Origin of the sequence: Flavobacterium aestuarii (genome assembly GCF_040049115.1) — a bacterium.
GTDB lineage: Bacteria > Bacteroidota > Bacteroidia > Flavobacteriales > Flavobacteriaceae > Flavobacterium > Flavobacterium aestuarii.
Map to the genome: position 1 here is coordinate 49,866 of NZ_JBDLZZ010000005.1, position 25,656 is coordinate 75,521.

26 protein-coding genes and 1 pseudogene are annotated in these 25,656 nt (G+C 36.1%); 12 read left to right on the forward strand and 15 right to left on the reverse strand.

The genetic code is table 11. The annotated features are described in order from the left end of the window. Positions 1-7 precede the first annotated feature (7 nt). From ABEG11_RS06645 to ABEG11_RS06660, 4 genes are all read left to right on the forward strand, one after another. Positions 8-1,417: an AAA family ATPase gene (locus tag ABEG11_RS06645; RefSeq protein WP_348823400.1), complete on the forward strand. Its 1,410-nt coding sequence runs from the start codon at positions 8-10 to the stop codon at positions 1,415-1,417. After that, positions 1,414-1,920 carry a hypothetical protein gene (locus ABEG11_RS06650; protein WP_348823401.1) on the forward strand — a complete coding sequence of 169 codons (507 nt, stop codon included), beginning with the start codon at positions 1,414-1,416 and terminating at the stop codon, positions 1,918-1,920. Before ABEG11_RS06645 ends, ABEG11_RS06650 begins: the two co-directional genes overlap by 4 nt. 113 nt (positions 1,921-2,033) lie before the next feature. Then, on the forward strand, positions 2,034-2,270 hold the full coding sequence (locus ABEG11_RS06655; RefSeq protein ID WP_348823402.1) for a hypothetical protein: 237 nt from the start codon (positions 2,034-2,036) through the stop codon (positions 2,268-2,270). Beyond that, positions 2,252-2,566, forward strand: a complete 315-nt coding sequence (locus ABEG11_RS06660; protein WP_348823403.1) for a type II toxin-antitoxin system RelE/ParE family toxin — start codon at positions 2,252-2,254, stop codon at positions 2,564-2,566. The genes ABEG11_RS06655 and ABEG11_RS06660 overlap by 19 nt, the downstream gene beginning before the upstream one ends. A gap of 79 nt (positions 2,567-2,645) precedes the next feature. On the opposite strand, the gene ABEG11_RS06665 is transcribed toward ABEG11_RS06660, so the two are convergent. The 15 genes and pseudogenes from ABEG11_RS06665 to ABEG11_RS06735 all read right to left on the reverse strand — a co-directional run bounded on the left by ABEG11_RS06665 (position 2,646) and on the right by ABEG11_RS06735 (position 18,000). Continuing rightward, a complete protein-coding gene (locus ABEG11_RS06665) occupies positions 2,646-4,643 on the reverse strand; it encodes a TonB-dependent receptor plug domain-containing protein (RefSeq protein WP_348823404.1) in 1,998 nt (665 codons plus the stop codon). A gap of 65 nt (positions 4,644-4,708) precedes the next feature. Then, the gene (locus tag ABEG11_RS06670) at positions 4,709-5,554 is read right to left on the reverse strand and encodes a hypothetical protein (RefSeq protein ID WP_348823405.1); all 846 of its coding nucleotides are present in this window, start codon (positions 5,552-5,554) and stop codon (positions 4,709-4,711) included. A gap of 126 nt (positions 5,555-5,680) precedes the next feature. Then, positions 5,681-6,046, reverse strand: a complete 366-nt coding sequence (locus ABEG11_RS06675) for a hypothetical protein (protein WP_348823406.1) — start codon at positions 6,044-6,046, stop codon at positions 5,681-5,683. A 252-nt stretch (positions 6,047-6,298) separates the two neighbouring features. After that, complete coding sequence (locus ABEG11_RS06680; RefSeq protein ID WP_348823407.1) at positions 6,299-7,573, reverse strand: alginate export family protein; 1,275 nt, start codon at positions 7,571-7,573, stop codon at positions 6,299-6,301. 12 nt (positions 7,574-7,585) lie between these two features. Then, on the reverse strand, positions 7,586-8,224 hold the full coding sequence (locus tag ABEG11_RS06685; protein WP_348823408.1) for an SCO family protein: 639 nt from the start codon (positions 8,222-8,224) through the stop codon (positions 7,586-7,588). Between the two features lie 35 nt (positions 8,225-8,259). Beyond that, positions 8,260-9,027: a formylglycine-generating enzyme family protein gene (locus ABEG11_RS06690; protein ID WP_348823409.1), complete on the reverse strand. Its 768-nt coding sequence runs from the start codon at positions 9,025-9,027 to the stop codon at positions 8,260-8,262. Between the two features lie 26 nt (positions 9,028-9,053). Then, positions 9,054-9,386, reverse strand: a pseudogene (locus ABEG11_RS06695) (c-type cytochrome); the annotation flags it as partial. 90 nt (positions 9,387-9,476) lie between these two features. Then, complete coding sequence (nirK, locus tag ABEG11_RS06700) at positions 9,477-10,967, reverse strand: copper-containing nitrite reductase (RefSeq protein WP_348823410.1); 1,491 nt, start codon at positions 10,965-10,967, stop codon at positions 9,477-9,479. A gap of 130 nt (positions 10,968-11,097) precedes the next feature. Next, a complete protein-coding gene (locus tag ABEG11_RS06705) occupies positions 11,098-11,340 on the reverse strand; it encodes a cytochrome C oxidase subunit IV family protein (protein WP_348823411.1) in 243 nt (80 codons plus the stop codon). Between the two features lie 2 nt (positions 11,341-11,342). After that, entirely contained in the window at positions 11,343-11,924 is a 582-nt protein-coding gene (locus ABEG11_RS06710) for a cytochrome c oxidase subunit 3 (RefSeq protein WP_348823412.1), read from the reverse strand. A 149-nt stretch (positions 11,925-12,073) separates the two neighbouring features. Beyond that, a complete protein-coding gene (locus tag ABEG11_RS06715; RefSeq protein WP_348823413.1) occupies positions 12,074-13,039 on the reverse strand; it encodes a DUF438 domain-containing protein in 966 nt (321 codons plus the stop codon). 85 nt (positions 13,040-13,124) lie between these two features. Further along, the gene (locus ABEG11_RS06720; protein ID WP_348823414.1) at positions 13,125-14,900 is read right to left on the reverse strand and encodes a nitric oxide reductase activation protein NorD; all 1,776 of its coding nucleotides are present in this window, start codon (positions 14,898-14,900) and stop codon (positions 13,125-13,127) included. A 48-nt stretch (positions 14,901-14,948) separates the two neighbouring features. Then, complete coding sequence (locus tag ABEG11_RS06725) at positions 14,949-15,740, reverse strand: CbbQ/NirQ/NorQ/GpvN family protein (protein WP_348823415.1); 792 nt, start codon at positions 15,738-15,740, stop codon at positions 14,949-14,951. A gap of 477 nt (positions 15,741-16,217) precedes the next feature. Beyond that, on the reverse strand, positions 16,218-17,552 hold the full coding sequence (locus ABEG11_RS06730) for a cbb3-type cytochrome c oxidase subunit I (protein WP_348823416.1): 1,335 nt from the start codon (positions 17,550-17,552) through the stop codon (positions 16,218-16,220). 16 nt (positions 17,553-17,568) lie between these two features. Beyond that, a complete protein-coding gene (locus ABEG11_RS06735; protein WP_348823417.1) occupies positions 17,569-18,000 on the reverse strand; it encodes a c-type cytochrome in 432 nt (143 codons plus the stop codon). A gap of 432 nt (positions 18,001-18,432) precedes the next feature. On the opposite strand from ABEG11_RS06735, the gene ric reads away from it, so the two are divergent. The 8 genes from ric to ABEG11_RS06775 all read left to right on the forward strand — a co-directional run bounded on the left by ric (position 18,433) and on the right by ABEG11_RS06775 (position 25,603). Further along, positions 18,433-19,164, forward strand: coding sequence for an iron-sulfur cluster repair di-iron protein (gene ric / locus ABEG11_RS06740; RefSeq protein WP_348823418.1), 732 nt, complete (start codon positions 18,433-18,435; stop codon positions 19,162-19,164). A gap of 27 nt (positions 19,165-19,191) precedes the next feature. Further along, positions 19,192-21,297: a ribonucleoside triphosphate reductase gene (locus tag ABEG11_RS06745; protein ID WP_348823419.1), complete on the forward strand. Its 2,106-nt coding sequence runs from the start codon at positions 19,192-19,194 to the stop codon at positions 21,295-21,297. A 127-nt stretch (positions 21,298-21,424) separates the two neighbouring features. Continuing rightward, a complete protein-coding gene (gene nrdD / locus ABEG11_RS06750) occupies positions 21,425-21,592 on the forward strand; it encodes an anaerobic ribonucleoside-triphosphate reductase (RefSeq protein ID WP_348823420.1) in 168 nt (55 codons plus the stop codon). Then, entirely contained in the window at positions 21,546-22,262 is a 717-nt protein-coding gene (locus ABEG11_RS06755; RefSeq protein ID WP_348823421.1) for an anaerobic ribonucleoside-triphosphate reductase activating protein, read from the forward strand. The genes nrdD and ABEG11_RS06755 overlap by 47 nt, the downstream gene beginning before the upstream one ends. Before the next feature lie 152 nt (positions 22,263-22,414). Next, entirely contained in the window at positions 22,415-22,864 is a 450-nt protein-coding gene (locus tag ABEG11_RS06760; RefSeq protein ID WP_348823422.1) for a CopD family protein, read from the forward strand. Positions 22,865-23,104: 240 nt separating this feature from the next. Next, on the forward strand, positions 23,105-24,319 hold the full coding sequence (locus ABEG11_RS06765; RefSeq protein WP_348823423.1) for a hypothetical protein: 1,215 nt from the start codon (positions 23,105-23,107) through the stop codon (positions 24,317-24,319). 67 nt (positions 24,320-24,386) lie between these two features. After that, a complete protein-coding gene (locus ABEG11_RS06770) occupies positions 24,387-24,821 on the forward strand; it encodes an RrF2 family transcriptional regulator (RefSeq protein WP_348823424.1) in 435 nt (144 codons plus the stop codon). 44 nt (positions 24,822-24,865) lie between these two features. After that, the gene (locus tag ABEG11_RS06775) at positions 24,866-25,603 is read left to right on the forward strand and encodes a hypothetical protein (protein WP_348823425.1); all 738 of its coding nucleotides are present in this window, start codon (positions 24,866-24,868) and stop codon (positions 25,601-25,603) included. The last annotated feature ends 53 nt before the right edge of the window (positions 25,604-25,656 follow it).

A 25,656-nucleotide genomic window follows, 5' to 3' on the forward strand; every position in this document is an offset into this window, starting at 1 on the left:
TTGAAATATGGAAAGAGCAAAACTTATTGTTAAAAATTTTGGACCTCTAAAAGATATTGAAATAGAAGTTAGAGAAATGGTTACTTTTATTGGAGCGCAGGCTTCGGGTAAAAGTACATTGGCTAAATTGCTTGCAATTCTTGAAGATAAAGATTTCAGAAGTAAAGATGAAATTCTCTTTGAAGATGAGTTAAAAAAATATAACATCTTTTCTTATTTAAACAAGAATACTATTATAATCTATACGAATACAGGCTCTAAAAAAAGTCCTTTTGGATTTGATTATTCAAATAATGAATCTTTTAAAAACAATATTGAAAACCACATTTTAAGTTATAAAAAACTAAAACTGAGAAGTGTTGAAAGTGAAAAATTATTTAATACTGTTAAAAATAAATTTCCAGAAAAAGATTCAATTTTTCAACAGTATATTGAACTTCAGGACATTGTGCGTCAGACTGAAAACGACTTTAAACGTCTAATAAGAGTTCATATAAATTTACATTTAATTTTGCATGAAAAAGAGTTGATGCAATTTTTTAAGAACCGAGAACAATTAATAAAATTCAAATCATTTTTACGAAATAGAAATAAAAATGAAGATTTGTCAGTTAAAGAAATAGAAATAATTTTTGAAATTTTAGAAAAAAATAATTCGACTGAAAGTTACATTGAATTTTTCGAAGATATAATCTCTCTTTTTCCCAATTTTTATTTATTTGATTCTATTTATATTCCAACTGAGAGAAATTTTATTCATTTAATCGCAGAGAATGCTTTAGGATTAATTAACAACAACGTTAAAATACCTAAGCATCTCTTGAACATTGGTCAAGAATACGAAAAAGCAATTCAAACTGTAAAAGAATTACCTCTTACTATCATTGACAAAAATTTTAAATATAAAAGAGAAGGAAAAACGTCTTACATCTATCATAATGAAAACGAAAAAGTAGATTTATTGGAATCAGCTTCTGGTTTACAATCTATAATTCCGATTTTACTTTTGGTTGAATATTCAAAGTCATTAAAAGAAAAATACAATTTCAACTTTGTAGTTGAAGAACCTGAATTAAATTTATACCCAAAAGCACAACACGAGTTAATTAAATATTTAGTTAAAAACTGTTTGTTTGAAAGAAAGAATTTAATTCTTACAACTCATAGTCCATTTGTTTTAGCTTCTATCAATAATTTGCTTTTAGCTTTTGATAAAGGAAAAACAAATCCTAAAGAAGTCAACAAAATTATTAAAAAGGAATCTTGGCTTAATCCTAAAAACTTTATTGCCTACGAATTGAGAAATGGTAAAGCAAAGAAAATAATGAATGATAAGCTGGGACAGATTTCAGAAAATATGATTGATGGTGTTTCGGATGCTTTTGCTGATGAATTTGATAAATTATTGGATTTATGAGTTTTGAAGAATTATTAGCTAATTTTCCTGATCTTAAAAAAGACATTTGTTATAAGATATTAGAAAATCCCGTTTATTATCTTGAAGATATTAAAGATGCACCAACTATCTTTAAATCTGACACAGAGTATTGGAATCTTTGTCTAGAAAATAGTTTACCAACAAAAATTCTATTGTTGGAAAATGAGTTTTCTATAATGAAAGATGAAACTAGTAAAAAATGTGATTGGGTTTTGTTTGAAAACAACAGACTTTACTTTGTTGAATCAAAAGATGTCAAGATGAAACAACGTAATAAAGAAAGAAAAGATGCAACAAAGCAATTAATTGCATCAATCGAATTTTACAAATCCAAACTAGATTTAACTTCAATAACAATTTTGTCGCAAATTTGCTTTAAATCCAATTCTCGAATTATTAAAGCTGGAGACCAGGCACGAAAAATTTTATTTAAACAGTATAACTCAGAGTTTAAAGAAAGTAATTTTATTATATTTGAATAGTATTTACAAAAGAAGCTTCAAGTTGAAGTTCCTTTTTACATTCAAGAACTTTGAATAAAGTTAAATAATCATTTCCCTTTTCGTTAACTTTGACTATTCAAAATCATTCAATTATGAGTACTTTAGAATTAAAACTAGAAATATTTGACAAACTAAAATCCGTAGAAGATGAGAGCTTGTTAAAAAAAATTATGGGTTTACTCCAAACAATTGATAAAGATAAAATTTACCATTTAAGCGAATATGAATTAAATATGGTTAAAGAAGGAGAAGAAGATATAAAATTTGGAAGAGTCATTTCGCAGGAACAATTAGACAAAGAAGATTTAGAATGGTTGTCAAAACAGTAATCTGGACAGATACAGCCGTTCGTGAAAGAAGAAAAATATTGAAATATTGGACAAAAAGAAATAAATCTTCAGCTTATTCAGAAAAACTAATTTATGAAATCTTGGCTAGAGTACAATTTCTACTCAAAAATCCAGAAAGTTTCGTTAATACTAATTACAAAGACATTAGAACCTCGACTTTAGGTAATTACAATATTTACTACAAAACAACCGATAAAGAATTAATTATTGTTGCTTTTTGGGACAATAGACAAAACCCACAAAAGCTTTTTAAGATTCTAAAAAACAATAAATAAAAGGAGTTTCTAATTTGAAGCTCCTTTTTTTATTTCAATTCGCCATAATTTATCTTCTTCAGCTCGCTGAACCCCTTTTTTAAAACCCAAAACTCAGGTTCACGAAGAAATTCCTTCCTTTTCGGGGAATATTATTCCAGTCGGAAAAAGTTGAATAATACGTGTCTAAAATATTTTCGACACCTGCTTTTAAACCGCATCGGCTTTTTTCCAAAACAAAATTATAGCCCGCCGAAGCGTTCAAAATGGCATAACTTGGCGTTCTGTCTTCACCATAAAACGGATTATATTGCGATTGCACTGCATTTCCCTGAACACCTATTTCGGATGTAAATTTATTGATGTGATACTGAACAGATGATGCATATCGCAATGGGCTTATAAATGGCAGATTATCCTGACGATTATCTTTTCCGCAGCTGTAGACCAATTTTCCTGTCCATTTCAAATTTTCCATAAACTGATATTCCAAGCTGCAATCGGCATTAACAATTGTGGCATAATCCAATGCTGTATATACTTTTACTCCCGCCGCACCAATTGTCATTGGTATTAAAGAATCATCGGGTTTCCCTACTATATAATTAGAAATATGAAAGTACGAAGATATAATCTTTACACTGAATTTTTCGGCAGCAAAACCAATTGAGGCATTTGCTTCCAGTGAACTTTCATTTTTCAATTCTGGGTTGCCAATATAATCGTAGCGGTCAAAACTATTGAACAAATAGAATCCATACCCTTCCGAAACCGAAGGTGCACGATCTCCGTAAGCCAATCCTAAACTATAAGAAAAATTATTTTTATCGGCTAAATAAGCAGCCGAAAAACTTTTTAAAACGCGGTTTTTACTATCCTTCATTTCGGGGTAAAAAATCTGCAGGCTTTCCAATCCCAATTCATTAGTTACTTTATTGGAATGATTTGCAACACTTGCCGTGAATTTAAAGCTTGAATGACAATTGAGCACATAATTGTCTTCCAAAAAAAGTGCATTATAAAGCGTTCGGACATCTGGCCAGGTATACATAAACATTAAGTTTTCAGCTGGATCTGAAGGATACATTGTCATACTGGCAATCGAACGGTTATAAAACGAATTCAGATCGGCCATAAAATGGTGTGCATTATAAACGCCATTCACTTTAGAATAAAACCCATAGGTATCACTCCAGCCCGGCATATCCATGTGTACAGGAACAAAAGGACGTTTTGTATCATCCATTTTGTGTGTTATGGTGTTGTAATACATTTTGGTTTCCCACTTTTCCAGCAATGACGATTTAGGAGCGTATTCGTATTTTAACGAAGTGATTAAGGCTTCCGCCAAAGAAACATCCATAGGAAGAGCGGGATAGCCAACATCTGTCGCTTTATCATAAATTACCGAGGCTTCAATCAATTTATTTTCATTAAAAGAAAAACCCGAAGTTCCTGAAATATTGAATTTTCGAAACTGTGAAAACAGAACTTCCTCTTGATTTCCTGCATCGTAATTTCCAGCATCGCGAAACATAAAATCGGTATCGATATAAAATTTAGGCGCAGCATAATTAATAGCAGTACCTAAAATTTTCTGATTGCTATTGGTTTCATATCCCGAATTCAGCGTGCCATCCCAACCCGAATCGGAGAAACCGCTTCTGTTTCTCTTTAAATCAATACCTCCGCCTATTGTGGCTCCGTGACAGCTGCCCTGTTGTCCTGACTGCACCGTGGCTTCGGATAAATTTGAAACCTCCACATAGGAAGTTATAGGATCCATTTTATCGGTACATGCGCCAAAAACACGCATTCCGTCAATGGTTACCAGCGTACGTTCGGTTGCCATACTGTTAAGCAGCGGTTCCCAAGCATAACCGCCTCTTTTTATCATATCAATTTTTCCTGACTGCTGCAAATAATCATCTACAGTAGTCAACGGCTTGGCTTGTTTTTGGGACAGCTGCATTTTTTTTCCAATAACAATTACTTCGGTTAGTGTTTTGGGAGCAAGCGAGTCTACTGTTTGTTCTTGTGCCAAAAGGGGGATCGCACCAGAAAAACAAAATAGCATTAGAAAGAATAACTTTTTCATTTGGCCGAATTATAAGATTTTAAAAAAGGCCAAAAACATTTTGACCTTTTTAATACAATTTGAAATTAGAATTCTAACTCAAAATAAATACTGCTTGCAGGAACAGATTCTGTAACAGCTTCGCCTTTTAAAACCTCATTATTTGCATTCAAAAGCTGTAGATTAATTTTCCAGTAGCCAGTCATAGTAAGTGACATTTTTCCGTGGTATAATTTATCTGCAGCTGATTGGGTCAAATCTACATTATTGGGTGAACCGTGATTACCCATACTTGGCATTCTTGGATCAATTTTAATCTTAAAATTATCGACCACAGAAAAATTCATCATGGACTCCATTTTATAAAGACCAACAGTCATCTCGTTCAAAGCCACTTTTGGGTGATGAGGCTCAGCATAGGCCAGAATATATTTTACATTATCTGAACCTGTAAACGAAGTCACTCTTTGCTTAGCCGAAGCCGGAACATCAATTACCGAAGTCGCTGTATAAGCAGTCCCATTGATCGAATAATCAATTTTTAAATCCCAATATTCGGTGGTGTTTTGTGCCATCTGAAAAACAATGGTACCTTTATAAACGGTGCCGCTTGCGCCAGCTGTTTCAATTGCTGATTTTGGGCAAGAGTGTGTCATCATTGTCATGTGCATTAACGGAAGCCAGCTGACTGTGGCATTTTGAACATACTTTCCAGATGCATTGTCCTTAATTTTCAGGGAAATTTCATTATAGCCCTGCTGTACTGGCTGGTGCGAGTACAATTCAATAGTATGAGTTGTATTTGTAATTTCCTTAAACTTGGTAAGTCCTTCCAATTCATCTACAGCTGGAGTGGCATCATCTGAGGAACAAGAACCCAATGCTAAGGTTATACATATTATGGCAATTATATTTTTTATTTGAAATTTCATTTTCTTAATTTTTAATTTTTTAAAACAATACATTATTATGCTATGCATTAGACAATTTAGTTTAATACAAAGCATACTCCATCATCTGCCGCAGGCAACAGTGAAAGAATTAAATAAATCTAAATTTTAAGAAATAAAAATAGGAGGACGAAATACAGTATCACTATTCAGATAGAAGTAAAAATCAGAATAGCCTGGGTTTATTTTTTTTGTATAAGAAGAATAAAGAGTGCTGATATTATAAGATTTTATTTCCTCAAAAAACAACACTTCTATTGGCTGGGCTGAACCTTTTTTGTCTGATGATTTAGGATTTTCGGCATCAGATGCTTTTGCCAGCTCTTTCATCAAATGACATTTACCATTACAATGCATTTGGGGTTTTGCCTTATTTTCGCAAAGCACTTTTGTAATGTATTCATAATTCACTACGTAGTCCACAACCGGAAATATCGGTTTTGCGAGCATGAGCAGCACTATTATGAATATCATTTTTTTCACGGTGCAAAAATATATAATTATATTTTAAATTTTGTTCTTAAAATGCATATTTGCATCCAAACATTTGATTGAAAAAAAGGAGTTCTATTGAAACCCCTTTTTTCAATACAAGAATTAACAATTATTCAAAAATTGAAAGTCGAAAATCATAAAGTTTGTAAAACCCAATCCAAAAAGGATTGTTTGTGTTTTTAAATAAATCCCTTTCGGCTTTAAAAACTTTCTGACTTGCGGCTCTGGGAATTATTTAAAAGAAAAAATCTGTGGATTAACATTGATCATAACCCAAGCCCAATTGTTGGTATGATCGACATCTCCGCCTTTTACTCTCTGCATCGTATCGGTTCCAAACATCTGGGAGTAGCCACCAGTAATATTGATAAATTTGTGAACAGCGTAAGCAGCTGTAAAATCAATCTCGGTACCTAGATAGCTGTTCATTTCATTTCCATTACTGTCCAAAACCGTGTTTGCAGAAGTAAATGCGTGCGGCAATAAGTTGAACTGCCATTTTTTTGCAGTATAACCAAATTTCAAAAAGGCATCCTGCAGTCCCACCGAATTTTTGTGATTACCAACATAGAAATAATCCATATACCCGTTGAATCCATGATTGGTACCGAAAAGAGGGTTGAATGATTTTATATCACTGCTCGTATCTCCCTGGCTTTTTCCTGATAAAAATTCGTATCCTAACCCTGCTTTAAACTTGGATGTCACTGCATAATTAAAATTAAGAGCAGCATCGAATGCACTAACGGTATTGGTACTGTTTTTTCCGGTTTGGCCGTAAAACCATGCATTTCCATCCCAATTTTCGCTTTTTGTATTGAAATAGGTTCCAAAAGTCTGCATGTAATCTACCTTTAATTCGGGTGTTGGCGTAGGGATTGGCGCGGTCAATTTGTTTTCGTAACCTGTATTTAAGAATAACAAACTCACATTGATTTTATCTATCGCTGTGTGATACCAGGCATATTGCATTGTTTTGTAGGCTGCAACTGCATAAGGAACTGCAATATCTGTTTCGCTATTAGCATTTAGGGCAAATGCCATATCCAGCTGGTTTTTTTTGTTTTTATAGGTTACCAATACGGCATCGTGACTTTGTGCCTGCTGAGCCCAATCTACTTCTCCAAGGATACGCTGATTGTCATACGAAATTACCTGACGCCCTAAACGGGTGCTCCATTTTTCGTTGAAATTATATTGCGCCCAAGCTTCGAATAGCTGGATTCCATTGACATCGGATTTTGTGTTTGGTGCAACATCACCCCAAACGCGGACATTTTGAAATGTGAGTTTGGTTACAAATTGATCCTGCTTAAAATTTAAATTAAGACGTGTTCTACCAGATATAAATTGAGCAGGTGTTTCTCCGTACGGAATAGGTGCTTTAAAACCGTTTCTGAATTCGTAACGAGGCCTGATTTGCAGATTGGCATCAAATTCCTGGGCAAAAGTATGTATGCTGACCATTGATATACATACCAATGCCATTTTTTGTAGTAGCTTCATGTGGGTTAGATTTTAGTTTAGTTTCGCTGCTTCTTCGGTTATTTTCTGGATGGTTGCATCAGAGTTTACCCCCAATCCTTCCTGCTGATAAGCCAATTCGCCTTCGGCATTAAAAACGCTTATAATATTAGAATGTGAAAAATCCATTGGAGATATTTTTTTATAATTCACAGCCAGAACTGCTGCAAATTCTCTGGTGTTTTCTTCGGTAGATCTCAAAAATTCCCATTGATCTCCTTCCATTTTATTCTCAATTGAAAAGGCTTTGAGACGCTCTGGAGTATCCACCTTGGGATCGATGCTTATCAAGACCAGCTTAACATTGTCTTTTACGTTTTCTGGCAGACGCGATTCAATATTCCGCATATCGGCCACCAGGCGAGGACAGGCAGCTTTGCAGGAAGTATAAATCATGACCATGACCAGTACTTTCCCCCTCAGATCTTTCATTTCTATATTCTGACCATTTTGATTGGTCCATTTCGAAGGAAGGTTATAAATAGATAAATCGGAAATAGGTTTTTCGCTGTCGGCAGTTTCTTTTTTATTACAGCTTTCAAAAACAAATAAAAATGTAAAAATGAACAAAAGAGGCAAAATGAATTTCCCTTTAAAGATTCCTTTCTGCACTTGGGTTGAAATTGATTTCATATTGTATAGTTTTGGCTGGAAATCGATGACTGATATCAATCTTTGGCGCATCGAAAACCTAAATTTTTGGTAGTATAATTTGCTTTAATACTTCCTCTAAAAGCATATCGCATAAAAGCGGCATAATTCATCAGATCGGTTGCATTTACTGATCCGCTTCCGCAAAAGAGATTCTTATCGGTGTCTTTATCTTTTCTGGATTCGCCCGAAAGAAAAATACTGTTGAAGTCCGAAGTCCATTCCCAGACCAATCCATGCATATCATAAACTCCCCAGTAATTTTTGAAAGTTTTCCCTACTGGATTTAAATAGGTTTTGGGTTTTTCGTACCAGGACAAAATGTACTTATTGAATTCCTCTTTGGTACGTGCATCAGAGCGTTTTTCATCTGCCATTGCGACAAATTCCCATTCGTCCATTGTTGGCAGGCGCTTGCCTTGGCATTCACAATATTTTTTGGCGGCAAACCAGGAAACATTGGTTACAGGAGCATTGCTCAAATTATCTGTTCCGTAATTAAAATCACTTGCCCATTGGTGCAGATAACTTTTATCGGCAAACAATCCTTTTATTTTTGAACGGCTGTATGCTGGATATTTTTTTACAAAAGCAAGGTATTGTGCATTGGTAACTGGATAAACATCTAGCTGAAATGGTTCAATTTTGACCGGTCTTTTGCTGACAGAACCATAAAGGGGAACAAAAGTTCCCCCATTTATAGCTGCTGTTTTAACCTCTTGAGCATAAAGAGTAATGCTTATGAACAATAAAAAGAAAATTGATATTTTTTTTTGTGTAAACATTGCTGCTCTTTTTGCTTAAGTATTTATTATTTTCTTTGGGCTTTCACCATTGCTACAGTCACCACTTTTTTGTTATTTCCCCAATTTGCATATACGTAAGTTAACACGTCAGCAATCTGTTGATCACTTAAAGCCTGTGGAGGCATTGGAGTGGTGTATTTTTTCCCGTTTACGGTTATTGGAGCATTAGACCCTTTGATTACCTGTTTGATGGCGCGGTTTACATCGGCATTCAAGTAATCTGATTTTGCCAAAGGTGGAAAAGCTCCTGGAACTCCAGCACCTGTCGCTTGATGGCAAGCGATACAGGTTTTTGTGTAAACCCCTTTCCCTTTATTTACATCTTGGCTAAAGCCTTTTAAACCCAATCCCATCATTGCGATGCAAAGAATATACTTTTTCATTATTGTATTAATTAATTATTGATTATTATTTATTGTTTATTATAATTAATGACCTGATGCTGCTTTTGGAGCTGGTTTTGCTCTAACTGCTTTTACCATTGCTGGTGTTACTACAGTCTTGTTATTACCCCAGCTGTTATAAACATAGGTCAAGACATCAGCAACTTCGTCATCTGTTAAATTCTGACTAGTCATTACGTTGTTAAATTTCTTTCCGTTTACGGTAATTTCACCGCTTAACCCATGTAATACGGCACCGATTGCTCTATCAGGATTCGCATTTAGGAAATCTGACTTGGCCAATGGAGGAAACGCATTTGGAACTCCTTGCCCTTCTGATTGGTGACAGGCAAAACAGGTTCTTCCAAATAATTCTTTACCTGATTTAATCTGTTCTGGAACTGTTTTAGCCGCCACTGCTTTCTTGGCACCGCCATTTTCATTTGGCATATTTTGTATTGTTCCTCCCTCAGGCAAATAAATTCCTTCCTGAGTTGTTCCTGAATATACTTTTTTATTTTCTTCCCCTTCAACTTTTAACATTCCCAAAGCTCCTTTGTTGAATGCTCTAAAGATAGAGTGATCCACCAGAATGAATGTTCCAGGAACATCAACTTTGAACTCTACTATAGCAGAACCTCCTGCTGGGATAAGAGTTGTCTGTACATTTTTATTAATTACATCGCCTCCTTCAATATGCACCTTATCAAATATCTCTCCAATTACGTGGAATGAAGATACCAGATTAGGACCGCCGTTACCCATATAAATACGCACTGTTTCGCCTACCTTGGCCGTAATAGCCTTGTCTCCTGCTACAGAACCTACTTTACCATTAAACACCACATAATCTGGCTGTTCCTTGATAGCTTTATTCATATCAAATGGCTGAGAACCTTGCTCTCCATAAGCACCTTTGGTATAAAAATCTCCTTGCATGATGTAATATTCTTTGTCAACTGGAGGCAAACCACCTTCTGGTTCAACCAGAATAAGCCCGTACATACCATTTGCAATGTGCATTCCCACAGGTGCGGTAGCGCAATGGTACACATACAAGCCTGGATTAAGAGTTTTAAAATTAAATACTTTTTCATGTCCAGGGGCTACCAAAGATGATGTTGCACCCCCGCCTGGTCCAGTAACGGCGTGCAAATCAATATTGTGAGGCATTTTGTTATCTGGATGATTTTTCAAATGAAATTCCACTTCATCACCTACTCTTGTTCTAATGAAACTTCCAGGCACTGAACCTCCAAATGTCCAATATGTATATTTTACTCCATCTGCCATTTCGCCTTCCTGTTCCTTGATTTCCATATTAACTACCAAACGCATTGCTGGTCTATCTGCTACAGGTTTTGGCACAAAAGGGGGCGCAGTCAATTCGGCTTCTTTTTGTCCTTCGACTTTTATTTTCTGATAATAATCTGCATTTTTTTCTTCCTCTTTTTTATTGCAGGAAAAAAAACTGACAGCAACAAATGTAAAGGCAATCGCCTTCAATAGCTTGCTAAAATGGAATGGTTTTTTCATAATTTTTTAGTTTTAAAAAGGTATTTCTATATAAAGGATAATATTGTCTTTTATTTATACTGTAAAATTAAAAATCGAATTCCAAAAAAAGGATGACAAATATCATGTTCTTAACTTTTTTTTAAGACATTTATTTGAGGCTGACAATCAGAATTACCAGCAATCCCAAAGTAATTAACAAACTCATTTTCCAGAACGTATGTGCCTTCTTTAACTCCATAAACTGAAATGCAACTAATAGGAATTTAATAGATGACAATAAAACTAGAAATGGCACGGCGAAACCTGACAAAACACTCCATTCAGAGACATAAGCTGTTGCTATGGTGAGTATTATCAACAGAATCAGGACTAAATTTAATAAATTTTTCATTACTAAAAAAATAAATATATTACAGGAAACAACAATAACCAGATCAGATCGCACATATGCCAAAAGGCAGCACAAGCCTCTACATCTTCAACGGCGGTATCCGAATTTTTCTTTCTCATTCCATAATTTGTCCAGGCCAGAATAACTAATCCCATAATTACATGAATCATGTGGAATCCTGTGAGCAGCCAATAAAATGTATAAAACATATTCGTTTCCAATGAAATACCGCTTTCTATTTTATGATAATATTCTACGCTTTTGAGTCCCAGAAATAAAAATCCTCCGAGCATTGCCAGCTTAAAGAATAGTGATGATTTTCGAATATTATTCTCCTTGAATTGATGCACTGCATTGGCCATAAAATAACCGCTTGTCAATAAAAAGACAGTATTTATTGTTCCAAATACCGTGTTCAGTTCCATTCTTGATTCATGAAAAACCGTTGCATTTTCACTCCCGTAATAGACAAAAGCGACTAATGCCATTCCGAAAGTGATGAGTTCCAGAAAAATGATGATCCACATCAGGATTCCTCCTGGCGGATAATAAATGTTTTTGTAGTTTATTTTTAAGGTTTCCATTTGATTTTAGATTTATGATTTTGTGGTAAAACGATAGAGGAATGATAAATGATTTTAGATATTGAAAAAAGAAGTCAATTATTTCAGCTTTTTCTGTTGTAGATAATGGTAAAAAACCAAATCTTTCTGCACCAAAATCAGAAATCTTTTCATTCCCAATCCAATAATCTTTTTTCTCCTTCAATTTTCTTGATGTCGGTAATATCCTGAGACATTTCGATTACGCCTTTGTAATTTTTATTGGCATCTCTTACTGCAAAATAGCGAATGTAAATCAGGCGGTCTTTGTAGTTAATCCAGAACGAAGATTCATTTTGAGTTCCCTTTCTGAATTCATCCAGAATTTTGAGAACCGTTCCCACACTTTTTGGCGGATGGCAAAACTTTACTTCACGCCCGATGATGCCGGCACTTCTTGGAAAAACGCGTTCTTCGCCCCGGTTATAAAAAATAACTTTATCATTTTCGTCCACATACGTCAAGTCCAATGGCATCGTTCTCAAAAGCAGATTAACCTGCTCAACGGTCATATATCCTTCATCATAATGGGAAGTGTTTTCTAATGAAAAAGACAAATCTCTCTGTGTGAAATCCTGACTTGGATGTATGTATTCGACTTTTGGAAAAGCAGGTGGCGTTTCTGCTAGCATCCAGCCAATTTCATCTTCGCCTTTGCGCATTTCTATCCAATCCTCTTCCTTTAATATATCTAATGAGTTTGGAAACAGAACATTTTCTTCAACGCCCAGCAAACGGTAAATTCCATCTGCCAGGAAAGTGGTATTTGTTACTATTTTCTCTGGATTATTCGTTTTGATATAATACTGAATCAATCGAAACTGTTCACGCAGATTATCATGAAACGACCACATTCCCTGCGAAGGTCCCACCCAGCCTTTCTTTTCCAAAAAAGGAAATAACTGATTTTCTTTTCGGGCAAAACGCTTTTCAATCGTGAACAATTGATTGAAAACATTTGTATATTTTGGTAAATCATCAGAAGGGTTTGTGGTTTTTATTTCTTCCAAAAGAGACTCAATTAATTCTTTTTCCTGAAAATAAATCCAAACTGGATGTCCTTCGGGCAATATTGGGGTGTCTGTTATTTCTTTCATTTTAATTACATTTTTAAAACATATAAATCACATAAGTTTTCATACATCAAGCTTTAAAGATTTTATATGGCTTATATGTTTAATTTTATTTTTGATGCTTTATCTTTTCATATAATTTCACTAGCGACTGCAAAAGCTCTACGGGCGTGGTGAGAATCTGATAGTGATTTTGCCCAAACATTTGAGGCAGATAATACTTAGCTTCGGCTTCGATGGCCAATGCATAGGAATTAATGTTCTTGGAATTGAGTTCACGAAGTGCCTGTTTTACATCGTTAATACCGTACTTCCCTTCGTATTTATCATAATCATTTGGTTTTCCATCCGAAATCAGGATAACCCATTTATTCTTAGTGCTTCTTTTATCGAGACGGACTCCGGCGTGACGCAGAGCTGAGCCAATACGGGTGTAACCGCTGGGTTCTATGGCACCGACTTTGTGTCTGGCAGCAATCCAGCTTTCGTCAAAATCCTTAACCGTTAAATAAGTCGAATAATTTCGGGTTTTGGAATAAAAGCTGTCAATAGAAAAATCGATATTGAACTCGTTTAAAATCTCTCCAAAAAGAATGGACACTTCTTTCTCTACATCAATAACACGATTACCCGAAGCGTATCCATCGCTGGAAAGACTGATATCGAGCAGAATCAGAATCGATAGATCTTTTTCTTTTTTTCGATTGGAAACATAAATTTTCTCCGAAGGTGTTCTTCTCGAATGCACATCAACGTACAGATCTGTAAGAGCGTCGATATCAAATTCATCGCCTTGTGTCTGCCTTTGCTGCTGTTGCATTTTGTTGTTGACATTTGTCAGCATTTTGCGCAAGCCCATCAAGGTAGAAGCGTTTTTGGTTATGGTGTTTTTATAATAATTGCTGTCTGTTTTCAGCTGTGTTTTTGGATATACTTTACAAAAATTTTCCTTGTAACTGTTTTTACTGAAATCCCACTCATCATACACATGATGAAAACCTTTTGCATCTACCGAAGCACTTTCGGAAATCGTGGTGTTTTCCATAAAATCAGCCTGATATACGGAATGCGAAGTGTCATCTACCCGAACAGTGTATTTCATATTCAGCTCTTCCAAGGCATCCTGATGCTCTTCCAATTCGTCCGATCCATCAAAATCACGCCAATTGCCGTTGAATTCTTCGGCAGTTTCCACTTTTTCAAAATTGTGGAGCATCACATAATCTTCCTGCTGTTTTTTGTCGAGTTCAACTGTGACAACTTCTTCAACTGCTTGTGCTTTTAATGTTGTTAAAGGCTGGCTTTCATTTGGCTTTTTGGCTGCATCCGAGAAGTTCTGCAATACCTCATCATTGTCAGTTGTTATTTCATTTTTCATCCATTTGCCAAAAATCCACGAAAAATCCGGTTCGCTTTTGGCAGATGATTGATTAATAAAATGATTTTTGGCATTCGCCAAAAACTGCCTGTCGATGGAGAATTCTTCAAATAAAACAGTTAGAATTTCTTCGGATGTTTCCAACGCTTTTTGCTGTGAAAGCTCCAATGATGGTTCTTTGTCTTGGAAATTCCAATTCAGGTTCAAGCGTTGCTGTACACACAGGAACAAAATCCTAAAATGATAAAACCTGAGGTTTTCTTCCAGCGTTGGGAATTCGGCAAACGAAATGGGGAGAAAAAAGTTATTGTTCTTGTAGCCTCCTTCCCTTTCGGCTGGAAATATTTCGATTGGATTTCCAGTCAGGGCACGAGCCATGATGGTCAATCGGGATTTGATCTCGGAGAGCTTAACCGTTCTGGCTTCTATTTCGGGATTAGTTTTTTTTCGGCTTTTTAAATGCTTGAAAAACTTCCCAACTAAATATTCATCTATCTCGAAACCCATTTTTTTATCTTTTTGTGTACGGACAGCTCGCGAGCTGTCCCTACGTAATCATATCATCAAATTGCACAAATCCTTTAATGCTTCCAATGTTTGTAAATCATCTGTCAATGGCTCAACAACTGCAACATGAACAGCCAATCGTTTTGGCAGTCCGCTGTGGATAATTTTGGCTGCATCAACCAGAAGGCGTGTTGAAACCGTTTCGGTTAATCCCAATTCGGTTAAATTTCTAATTTTATTTCCAATGGCTACCAGTTTTCTGGCTGTATCATGATCGATATTCGTTTCGTTGACCAGAATTTCAGCTTCGATTTTCGGTTCTGGATAATCAAAAGAAACAGCAATGAAACGTTGTCTGGTAGAGGGTTTTAGCTCCTTGAAACCTCTTTGATAACCAGGATTGAAAGAGGCTACTAGCATAAAATCGTTGTGCGCTTTTATGGTTTCTCCTAGTTTGTCTATAAAAAGCACGCGTCTATGATCGGTCAGAGAGTGAATTGCTACAATCACATCGGGACGGGCTTCGGCAACCTCATCCAGATAAATGATGGCTCCTTCTTTTACGGCAGTGGTCAAGGGGCCATCCAGCCAAACCGTTTCGGATCCTTTGATGATAAAACGTCCAATCAGATCGGTAGAGGAAGTCTCCTCATGACAGCTGATCGTAATAAGTTTTTTGCCCAACTGATGCGCCATAAACTCCACAAATCGTGATTTTCCTGTTCCTGTCGGGCCTTTGAGCAAAAAAGGAATTTTGTTTTTATAGGAATGCTCAAAGACTTCTACCTCTTTGCCCACAGCGTGGTAATAAGGTATCTCTAATAAAGTATCTGCTAACATATTTTTTATTTTTTTGAAAAAAGCCGAAACGTTAAACAATTGTTTTTGAGGAAATGGAAGCTTAAAACTTCTGTTTAAACGTTCCGGCTGGAAAAAAAGGCAGGTTAGTTATTTTGTTTTTCCTGTATCCTAACAGGTTTTCAAAGAACAAAATGATCCTGAAAACCACCAAACCCGCGTGAGTGATAGAAGCCAATGTCATTAAGTTAAGCTTTATTTCACTCTCGCAAAGACGCAGAGGCGCAAAGTTAAAATCGGATTCCTTTGCGTCTTAGCGTCTCTGCGAGAATTATATTTAGACAAACTTTAATAAGAAATCCTTAACTTAATGACATTGGGATAGAAGCTGGCTACCGAAGTAGCGCGGATAGCCCGACCCACGGAAGAAAGGGGCTCTATAAGCGTTCCTGAATTTTAGCCCCTTTTTTCTGCGGGGTCACGCCCACACGAGCTTTAGCAAACTGACGCAGTAAATGATTATTTGGTTTCTAAAGCTTCATCGGTTGGTCGTCCGTATTTGAAGAAATCGAATATGAACATTCCGATTCCTGTGGCAAACATGGTTGCGCAGATCAGTAATACTACGAAGTGAATACTGATTTCGTTTTGTACGGTCATAAATTCCATTTTCATTTTTCTCTCTAAATACACTTGGGCAACACCAGCAACACCAAAGGCAACGGTCATTCCCAGCATCCCTACATTGGACAGCCAAAAAGCAGTCATTCCTGTTGTGCTTTGGTATCTTTTACGGCCAGTCAGATTAGGCAAAGCATAACTGATAATGGACAAAACAATCATCGCATAAGCTCCCCAGAAAGCATAGTGACCATGCATAGCGGTTACCAAAGTTCCGTGTGTATACAAGTTGGTTTGTGGCAAGGTATGAGCAAAACCCAGCAATCCAGCACCTACGAATGAAACAATTGAAGAACCTATTGTCCAGAATAAAGCGATTTTGTTAGGATGGCTTTTTTCGCCTTTGCGGTACATATTGACAGCGAATAATGCCATTGCCAGGAAAGCTAAAGGCTCCAATGCTGAGAAAATACCACCAACGATTAGCCAGATTTTATTCACTCCAATGTAATAGTAATGGTGTCCTGTTCCTAAAACTCCTGAAAGGAATGTTAGTCCAACGATTACGTACAGCCATTTTTCGATAACTTCCCTGTCAACACCGGTTAATTTGATTAACAAATACGAAAGAATACCTCCCATGATTAGTTCCCAAACACCTTCAACCCATAGGTGAACCACCCACCAGCGGAAGAAGGAATCCATTACCTGGCTGTCAAACCAGATCATTCCAGGCAGATACAATAAGGCGGCAAACAGCAGACCCATTGTCAATACCAAAGCGGTTGTAGTTTTGCGTTTTCCTTTCCATAAAGTTCCTAAAATCAATCCTAAGAACAGCAGTACATTGATAACTACTAAGAAATCCAGCTCTCTCGGAATTTCAAGAAATTTTCTTCCTTCCCAATGGTTGAAGTGAAAACCCACTAAGGCGATAACTCCCACAACTGCCAATGAAATCAGCTGAACGTAAGCCCATTTTACGCTAATCAATTCGCGCTGTGCTTCTTCGGGAATAATATAATAAGCGGCACCCATAAATCCGGTTAACAACCAGACAACCAGTAAATTGGTATGTACTGCCCGGGCAACGTTAAAAGGGATAACATCATGCAATACCTGAATTCCTATACGGTCAAAGCCCATGATAAAGCCATAAACTATTTGCAGTGAGAACAATAGCATGCACAGTGCAAAAAACCAATAGGCAACTTTTTGTGATTTATATTTCATAATATATCTTATTTAATTATTCATCTTTAGATAATGGCGAGACTACACGGTCAAACCCATTCAAATCAATTTTTCCTATCCACTTGAAATAGGCTACCATAGCATCGGCATCTTTTTCGTTCATGTGATAAACCACCATTTTTCGGCCGTTTGGCGCCCAAGGCACAGGTGACATCAATACCGCTTTGACATAGCCTTCGCCCCTGCGGTCGATAACTTTTGTCAGCTCGGGTGCATAATAGCCTCCCTCGCCCATAATAGTATGACAGCCCATACAATTGTTGTGTTCCCAAATTTCTTTTCCTCTTACTACTTGTTTGTCAATCGCCTTGTAATTGGTTTGATCATTTCTGGGCATAAACGAATAAATAGTCAATCCGATAAAGATTAAAAATGTGACTAATGTCCCTCCCAGAAAAAATGCCCGTGCTTGTGATTTTGAAAGCATAATAATCTGTTTTTGTTAGTTAATAATTTTTGAATTCCGAATAAAGGATATTTTTGTCTTTTATTCTTTTGCAAATATAAAAGATATTTTTGTCTTTTATTCAAAAAAAGCATTTTTTTTACTCAAAATATTTTATTTTTTCTGATGAGCTATTATATATAGGTAAAACTTCATAAGCCGAAAAATTTTTAAGTTTTCAACATACGAATGTTCTTAAGTTGTACCTAAAATATGATAAAAATCATGTTCCTAATTTTTAATAAATTGTAAAATTACATAGTCAAAAAAAGGGAACAACACTTTTCTCATTGTTTTCACATTCAATATTTTACATCAATTTTAAAATAATAAATTTAATTTCGGATAAACTTGTCTTTTATTCAAAAAAATCATTATTTTTGTAAAATAATTTTAATCATAAAATACAACAATATGGAAACTTTAGAAAAAATTACAATTGGTGAATATGTAGCAAAAGACTTTAGAACAGCAGCTTTATTTTCAAAATATGGCATTGATTTCTGCTGTAATGGCAACCGAAGCATTGAAGAAGCATGTGAAAAAAAATCTGTAAATTCTGATGATTTATTGAAAGAAATTGAAGCTGTTTTGAATACAAAAGGAGATACTGGTATTGATTATAATTCCTGGCCAATTGATTTATTAGCCGATTATATTGAAAAAACCCATCACCGTTATGTTTCAGAAAAAACGCCAACATTACTTCAGTTTTTAGACAAATTGAGCAGAGTACACGGAGCTAATCATCCTGAGCTGTTACAAATCAACGAGCTTTTCAAAGGGTGTGCGGGAGAATTGGCACAACACATGAAAAAAGAGGAACTTATTTTATTTCCTTTCATAAAAAAAATGGTTCAAGCCACCATTTCTGATGAATTGATTGCGCAGCCACACTTTGGAACTGTAGAAAACCCAATCGCTATGATGATGCACGAACACGATGCCGAAGGAGAACGTTTTAGAAAAATTGCGCAATTAAGCAACGATTATACTCCGCCAGCAGATGCCTGCAATACCTATAAAGTAACTTTTGCAATGCTGCAGGAATTCGAACAGGATTTACACAAACATATTCACTTAGAAAACAATATTCTGTTTCCAAAAGCGACTAAGCTCGAAAAAGATTTTTCGGCACAATCATAATTAATTAATCACTTAAAATCAACAACTATGGGGAACTACGTTATCAAGAGAAATGGGAAATACAAGCCATTTGAAAGTTATAAAATCAAAGATGCTATTGAAAAAAGTTTCAACAGTGTCTCCATAGTCGTTGATGAAAGTATTTTTCAGGACATCATTATTCAGCTTGAAAATGAAGAAGTCTGGGCAGTCGAAGAGATCCAGGACATGATTGAAAAGAAACTTTACGAAAAAAAATACTTTGACGTAATGCGTTCTTTCATGCTCTTTCGCCACACCCGAAAACTGCAGCGTGAACATATTGAAGGATTAAATGACGACACTACCTATGTTGACAGCACACAAACCATCGAAGAATACATCAAGCAGACTGATTGGCGAATCAATGCCAATGCCAATACTTCCTACTCAAATGCAGGATTGGTAAACAATGTTGCAGGAAAAATTATTGCCAACTACTGGCTGGACAAAGTGTACTCTAAAGAGGAAGGCTATGCACACCGCAATGGCGATATTCATATTCATGACCTGGATTGCCTCACGGGTTATTGTGCCGGCTGGAGTCTGCGCGTATTGCTGAACGAAGGTTTCAATGGAGTTCGAGGACGTGTAGAGAGCAAACCGCCATCTCATTTTAGGGAAGCTTTGGGGCAAATGGCTAATTTCCTTGGAATCCTGCAGAGCGAATGGGCAGGAGCGCAGGCTTTTAGTTCGTTTGACACCTATCTGGCTCCGTATGTTTTTAAGGATAATCTAGGTTTTGATGATGTTTTAAAGGCTGTAAGAGGATTTGTGTACAACTTGAATGTTCCAGCGCGCTGGGGACAATCGCCTTTTACCAATATTACTTTGGACTGGATTGTTCCTGATGATTTAAAAACTCAGATTCCGACAAAAAATGACCGTCATTTTTTGGAAGACAGCATCACATCCGATTTATTAATCAGAGCTAAAAAAAGAGGCGTTTCTAAAGTCACAGACTTGAGATATGAGCATTTTCAAAAAGAAATGAACCTCATCAACAAGGCTTATTATACGGTAATGACCGAGGGTGATGCCAATGGACAGCCTTTCACCTTCCCTATTCCAACGGTAAATATCACTGAAGCCTTTGACTGGGATGGAGAAAATACCGATCTGCTTTTTGAAAATACGGCCAAGATTGGTTCTTCGTATTTCCAGAATTTCATCGGAAGCCAATATGTTCTGGACGAAAACGGAAACCAGGTTGAAAACGAGAACGCCTATAAACCGAATGCTGTACGCAGTATGTGCTGCCGTTTGCAGCTCGATTTACGTGAACTGCTTAAACGTGGAAACGGCCTTTTTGGAAGTGCCGAAATGACTGGAAGTATTGGTGTGGTAACTATAAATATGGCACGCTTGGGTTATCTGAACAAAGGAAATAAGGATAAATTATACCAGCAGCTGGATGAGCTTTTATACTTATCCAAATCGACATTGGAGAAAAAAAGAGTATTCGTCCAGGAAATGTATGACCGTGGATTGTATCCGTACACCAAACGATATCTGCAGCATCTGAGAAATCACTTTTCGACTATCGGGGTGAACGGAATGAACGAAATGATACAAAATTTCACCAATAACGAAGACACTATCACTTCGGATACAGGTATCGAATTTGCCGCAGAGATTCTGGAACACATTCGCAACAGGATGAAAGAATTCCAGGAAGAAACCGGTAATCTTTATAATCTGGAAGCAACTCCTGCAGAGGGAACGACTTACCGCTTAGCCAAAGAAGACAAAAAACGCTATGAAGATATTATTCAGGCAGGACAAGGCGAAAATATTTATTATACGAACAGTTCACAGATTCCGGTAGATTTTACTCAGGATCCTTTTGAAGCTCTGTTATTGCAGGATCAGCTGCAATGCAAATATACTGGAGGAACGGTTCTTCACTTGTATATGAGCGAAAAAATCAGTTCATCCGAAGCCTGCAAACAATTTGTCAAGAAAGTGATCAGTAATTTCAGATTGCCTTACATCACGGTCACTCCTGTTTTTAGCGTATGTCCTGTACATGGCTATTTAAACGGAGAACACGAATATTGTCCGAAATGTGATGAAGCCATCATTGAGGAAAAAACGAAATATATTGAAGCTTAAATTGATTTCAAAATGTTTTAAACCGCAAGCTATTCCTCGATTTTGTCATTAACAATATTAGGCGATAAACTGCGAAAACAACATGAAACAGTTTTAAACTCTTAAACCACTATAAAACTATTAAAATATGAAACAGCCAACCAACCCGATTTTAGAACAAAATCAAGAATTGCGCACCAAATGTTTGGTGTACACAAGAGTAATGGGCTACCACAGACCCGTAGAAAGCTTTAACATAGGAAAAAAAGGTGAACACAAACAACGAACTCATTTCACAGAAGGAAAGTGCTGCTAAGCCCATTTATAGTGTAACCCCTTTTACCCTATTGGATTATCCCCATAAATCAGCCTGTATTCTTTGGTTTGCAGGCTGTAATATGCGGTGTTTGTATTGTTATAATCCCGAAATTGTTTTTGGCAAAGGAATCATCTCTTTCCAAAATGTACTTGGGTTCCTGAGAGGAAGAACGCAATTGCTAGACGCCGTTGTATTTAGCGGAGGCGAATGTCTGCTGCACAAAAAATCCATCTCATTTATTGCCGAAGTCAAAAAAATGGGTTTTCTGGTAAAAATTGACACAAATGGCTCACAGCCCAAAGTACTGGAAGAACTTATCCAAAAAGAACTTATTGATTATGTGGCACTCGATTTTAAAGCGATGCCTGCCCAATTTGAAAAGATAACACAATCAAAACTTTTCATACCTTTCGAAAAGTCATTACATTTATTGCTGGAAAGCAAAATCACGTTTGAAGTCCGCACCACCGTACATTCTGATTTATTAAAGAAAAAGGATATTCAGGAAATGGTTTCTTATCTGGAAAACACCGGGTATACAGGAAATTATTATATTCAGCATTTTGTAAATGGATCCGAAACAATAGAAAAATTAGGGCATTCATTTAAAGAATTAGAAAACGGGAACCTTTCTACAGATAAAATAAAAGTGCATTTTAGAGGATAAGTTTATCGCTGCGAATGCACGAATGAATACTTTTGCTTAATGCATTAGAGTATTGCACGAATTTTTATAATTTTAAAAATTATAAAATTAGTAGTCACTTTTCATATTGAATAACATAGTGAGCTTTAACAAAATACTCAAATTCCAAACCTATGAATCATCATCTTTTATTAATCATTCATCTTTTGAGCGCCACAATTTGGGTTGGAGGGCATCTCTTGCTCTGTTTTGCTTATTTGCCAAAAGCACTGAAGGAAAAAAATCAGCATATCATTTTAGATTACGAAAAAAAATATGAGCCTGTTGGAATGTCTGCTTTGGCTTTGCTAATTATTACAGGGATTTTAATGGCATACAAATACGGTGTAACGGCAGAATATTGGTTTCAGTTTGAAACACCTATTGAAAAAACCGTTTCTTCAAAACTGGTTCTGTTATTACTCACATTGGCTTTTGCACTGAGTGCGCAGTTTCGGGTTCTGCCAAAACTGAAAAATGATTCGAGCAAATTGCCCGAAATGACTTTTCATATAATATCAGTTACTATTATTGGGGTTTTGATGGTTATTTTTGGTTCATTTGTGCGTTTCGGTGGTTTTTAAAATTCTAACCATTATGAAAACAAAAATGCTTGCTTTTTTTGCCCCTGATTACACAGATTAAAAACTTACAAAGTTTGCCATTCTGCCGGAATCCTAGCAATTGACAAGATTGTGGAGAAACATTGTCAATGACAATATTAAGTTTATGCAACCATACTTATATGAACTTCTAAGCTTTGTTCGGCCAACAAAAAAACTTAAATGCCTTAAATGGTTAAAAAATATTTTGTCTGAATTATTATGAAAAAATCTTGGATATTAACTTGTTTCATTAACTTTTTTATTGCTTCATTGATGGGCTTGCTGCTCCGTATGATGTATGTTGCGCCTATTGAAGGAATTAATTTTCAGTTTTTGATGCATGGACATTCGCACGTAGCGATGCTGGGCTGGGTCTATTTGATGCTGTACTGCCTGATCATTCATTTTTTTGTATCAAAAGAAGACCAGCAAAAACCCATATACAATCGATTATTCTGGGTAACCCAATTTGCAGTGGCTGGAATGATGATTGATTTTCCAGCGGAGGGATATGCTTTTGCTTCGATCTTATTTTCAACATTGCATATTTTCTGCAGTTATTATTTCGTTCATTTGATCTGGAAAGATGCAAAACCAAGCACCTTCCCCGAAAAAAAAATGCTGCGGACGGCTTTGTTTTTTATGGTTTTTTCGACGCTTGGCGTTTGGTGCCTGGGCCCAGCGGTGGGATTGCTTGGAAAGGCAAGTGCCTTTTACCAGATTGCGATTCAGTTTTTCCTTCATTTTCAATTTAACGGCTGGTTTTTATTTGCGGTGTTAGCTTTGTTTTTTAAGCAGTCTAAAATAAATATTGAAGAGAAAAAATTCCAGTTGTTTTATAATTTATTCGTTACGGCAACGGTATTAACATTGGCTTTGCCTGTGAGCTGGTATTTGTCCAGCCCAGTTTTTCATTGGATAAATGCTGTTGGAATTTCAATTCAGTTAATTTCGTTAGTTCTTTTTGCACAGCTTATCCAAACGCAATTCCAAGGATTCTTTGCAACTCTTTCTTCATTAGAAAAAATAGTTTACCGATTTGCATTGTGCTCATTGGCATTAAAAATCTTTATTCAATTAGCAGTTCTGGTTCCCGAATTAGCCCACGTATCGCATCAGATAAGAGATTTTGTTGTTGGATACATCCATTTAACGATGTTAGGAATTATAACTGGCTTTCTGTTTGCATTTGCGCTGCAGAATGGTTTTTTAAATGTGCAGCATAAAATCCAGAAATGGGGAGTCAAGATTTTTCTATTGGGATTTGTGGCAACCGAACTTCTTTTGTTCCTCCAAGGCACGTGGTTATTCCTGAACAATGTGTCATTTCCTGATTATTATTTCAATTTATTTATTGCCAGCATTCCATTGCCTTTAGGGCTTTTATTACTAACAGGAAGCCTGCTGATTAACAGTAAAAAAACACCAATTTAGACACTCAAAACTATGGTATTTACTACTCAAAATAAAACTAATTTCTTAAATTTGTAAAAAACCGATTATGTTTTCCAAAACCTGCGAATACGGCATTCGTGCCACGATTTTCATAGCCTCAGAATCTTATCAGAACAAAAGAGTTGGGCTAAAAGACATTGCCAAAAAAATTGATTCCCCCGAGGCTTTTACAGCCAAAATCCTTCAGATTCTTTCCAAAGACAACCTCATAAATTCCATAAAAGGAGTTGGTGGCGGTTTCGAGATTCCTAGGGAAACGATGAGAGAAATTAAATTGGCACAAATAGTAAATGCCTTAGAAGGCGACCGTGTTTTTACCGGCTGCGGATTGGGTCTGGCCCATTGCTCCGAAGATCACCCCTGCCCCATGCATGAAAAATTCAAATCCATACGGAGCGAACTGGCCTACATGCTAGAGAATACCAATCTAGAGGAATTAGCTTTAGGAATAAAGACCGGAGATACTTTTTTAAGATATTAAAAAGTAATCTTATATTTACATGATATTTAAATAACTGAATTATCATGTCCCGATCTAATCCCTCTGATTTAAATTCCATTTTAAAAGTAGATTACAAAAACGACAACACCATTTGGCTTACCAATAGTTTAACACTCCGAAAGCTGATTGGTGTTTTGGGGATGGCATTGCCCCTATTATTATTTGGGTTCCTTTATCTTGACAATGGGCTTGAATATCCTCTGGAATCCATCAGCCATTATTATTACACTAGAGTCAGCAGTATTTTTGTAATTATCCTAAGTCTTCTTGCTTTTTTCCTGATTGTTTATAAAGGCAAAGAGCCAGCTGATTTTTACATTTCCTCATCTGCTGGAATTTTTGCATTGCTGGCTGTTTTATTTCCCACAAGTAATATTACGGAAATATGCTGTGATCCTGCCAAAAAGTATGCTGTAACGCTATTGCCTGCAAGCGATTTCCGAATGTATTTTCATTATGCTGTTTCGGGATTATTTTTCCTCTGCTTATCTTATATGTGCTTTTTTCTTTTTACGAAATCAAATAAGACGCCAAGTAAAAGAGGAAGTAAAAAAATTCTGCGAAACAGAATTTACAGGACTTGTGCCATATTGATGTTTTTGGCAATTCTGGTACCATTTGCAGGATTTCTTAAAATCATTCCTCAAGAATGCTTTAAAACATTTCCGCTGACTTTCTGGATGGAAACATTAGCAGTAGAAAGCTTTGGTTTTGCATGGTTGGTAAAAGGCGAAACTTTGTTCAAGGATTATACTGAATAAAATATCGTGACTGCTAAAACAAAAAAAGGCTTGATTTTCATCAAGCCTTTTCA

What these genes read in the sequence shown, in the direction of transcription:
- ABEG11_RS06645 (WP_348823400.1), top strand. Translation starts at nt 8, where the DNA reads ATGGAAAGAGCAAAACTTATTGTTAAAAATTTTGGACCTCTAAAAGAT.
- ABEG11_RS06650 (WP_348823401.1), top strand. Translation starts at nt 1,414, where the DNA reads ATGAGTTTTGAAGAATTATTAGCTAATTTTCCTGATCTTAAAAAAGAC.
- ABEG11_RS06655 (WP_348823402.1), top strand. Translation starts at nt 2,034, where the DNA reads ATGAGTACTTTAGAATTAAAACTAGAAATATTTGACAAACTAAAATCC.
- ABEG11_RS06660 (WP_348823403.1), top strand. Translation starts at nt 2,252, where the DNA reads ATGGTTGTCAAAACAGTAATCTGGACAGATACAGCCGTTCGTGAAAGA.
- ABEG11_RS06665 (WP_348823404.1), bottom strand. Translation starts at nt 4,643, where the DNA reads ATGAAAAAGTTATTCTTTCTAATGCTATTTTGTTTTTCTGGTGCGATC.
- ABEG11_RS06670 (WP_348823405.1), bottom strand. Translation starts at nt 5,554, where the DNA reads ATGAAATTTCAAATAAAAAATATAATTGCCATAATATGTATAACCTTA.
- ABEG11_RS06675 (WP_348823406.1), bottom strand. Translation starts at nt 6,046, where the DNA reads ATGATATTCATAATAGTGCTGCTCATGCTCGCAAAACCGATATTTCCG.
- ABEG11_RS06680 (WP_348823407.1), bottom strand. Translation starts at nt 7,573, where the DNA reads ATGAAGCTACTACAAAAAATGGCATTGGTATGTATATCAATGGTCAGC.
- ABEG11_RS06685 (WP_348823408.1), bottom strand. Translation starts at nt 8,224, where the DNA reads ATGAAATCAATTTCAACCCAAGTGCAGAAAGGAATCTTTAAAGGGAAA.
- ABEG11_RS06690 (WP_348823409.1), bottom strand. Translation starts at nt 9,027, where the DNA reads ATGTTTACACAAAAAAAAATATCAATTTTCTTTTTATTGTTCATAAGC.
- nirK (WP_348823410.1), bottom strand. Translation starts at nt 10,967, where the DNA reads ATGAAAAAACCATTCCATTTTAGCAAGCTATTGAAGGCGATTGCCTTT.
- ABEG11_RS06705 (WP_348823411.1), bottom strand. Translation starts at nt 11,340, where the DNA reads ATGAAAAATTTATTAAATTTAGTCCTGATTCTGTTGATAATACTCACC.
- ABEG11_RS06710 (WP_348823412.1), bottom strand. Translation starts at nt 11,924, where the DNA reads ATGGAAACCTTAAAAATAAACTACAAAAACATTTATTATCCGCCAGGA.
- ABEG11_RS06715 (WP_348823413.1), bottom strand. Translation starts at nt 13,039, where the DNA reads ATGAAAGAAATAACAGACACCCCAATATTGCCCGAAGGACATCCAGTT.
- ABEG11_RS06720 (WP_348823414.1), bottom strand. Translation starts at nt 14,900, where the DNA reads ATGGGTTTCGAGATAGATGAATATTTAGTTGGGAAGTTTTTCAAGCAT.
- ABEG11_RS06725 (WP_348823415.1), bottom strand. Translation starts at nt 15,740, where the DNA reads ATGTTAGCAGATACTTTATTAGAGATACCTTATTACCACGCTGTGGGC.
- ABEG11_RS06730 (WP_348823416.1), bottom strand. Translation starts at nt 17,552, where the DNA reads ATGAAATATAAATCACAAAAAGTTGCCTATTGGTTTTTTGCACTGTGC.
- ABEG11_RS06735 (WP_348823417.1), bottom strand. Translation starts at nt 18,000, where the DNA reads ATGCTTTCAAAATCACAAGCACGGGCATTTTTTCTGGGAGGGACATTA.
- ric (WP_348823418.1), top strand. Translation starts at nt 18,433, where the DNA reads ATGGAAACTTTAGAAAAAATTACAATTGGTGAATATGTAGCAAAAGAC.
- ABEG11_RS06745 (WP_348823419.1), top strand. Translation starts at nt 19,192, where the DNA reads ATGGGGAACTACGTTATCAAGAGAAATGGGAAATACAAGCCATTTGAA.
- nrdD (WP_348823420.1), top strand. Translation starts at nt 21,425, where the DNA reads ATGAAACAGCCAACCAACCCGATTTTAGAACAAAATCAAGAATTGCGC.
- ABEG11_RS06760 (WP_348823422.1), top strand. Translation starts at nt 22,415, where the DNA reads ATGAATCATCATCTTTTATTAATCATTCATCTTTTGAGCGCCACAATT.
- ABEG11_RS06765 (WP_348823423.1), top strand. Translation starts at nt 23,105, where the DNA reads ATGAAAAAATCTTGGATATTAACTTGTTTCATTAACTTTTTTATTGCT.
- ABEG11_RS06770 (WP_348823424.1), top strand. Translation starts at nt 24,387, where the DNA reads ATGTTTTCCAAAACCTGCGAATACGGCATTCGTGCCACGATTTTCATA.
- ABEG11_RS06775 (WP_348823425.1), top strand. Translation starts at nt 24,866, where the DNA reads ATGTCCCGATCTAATCCCTCTGATTTAAATTCCATTTTAAAAGTAGAT.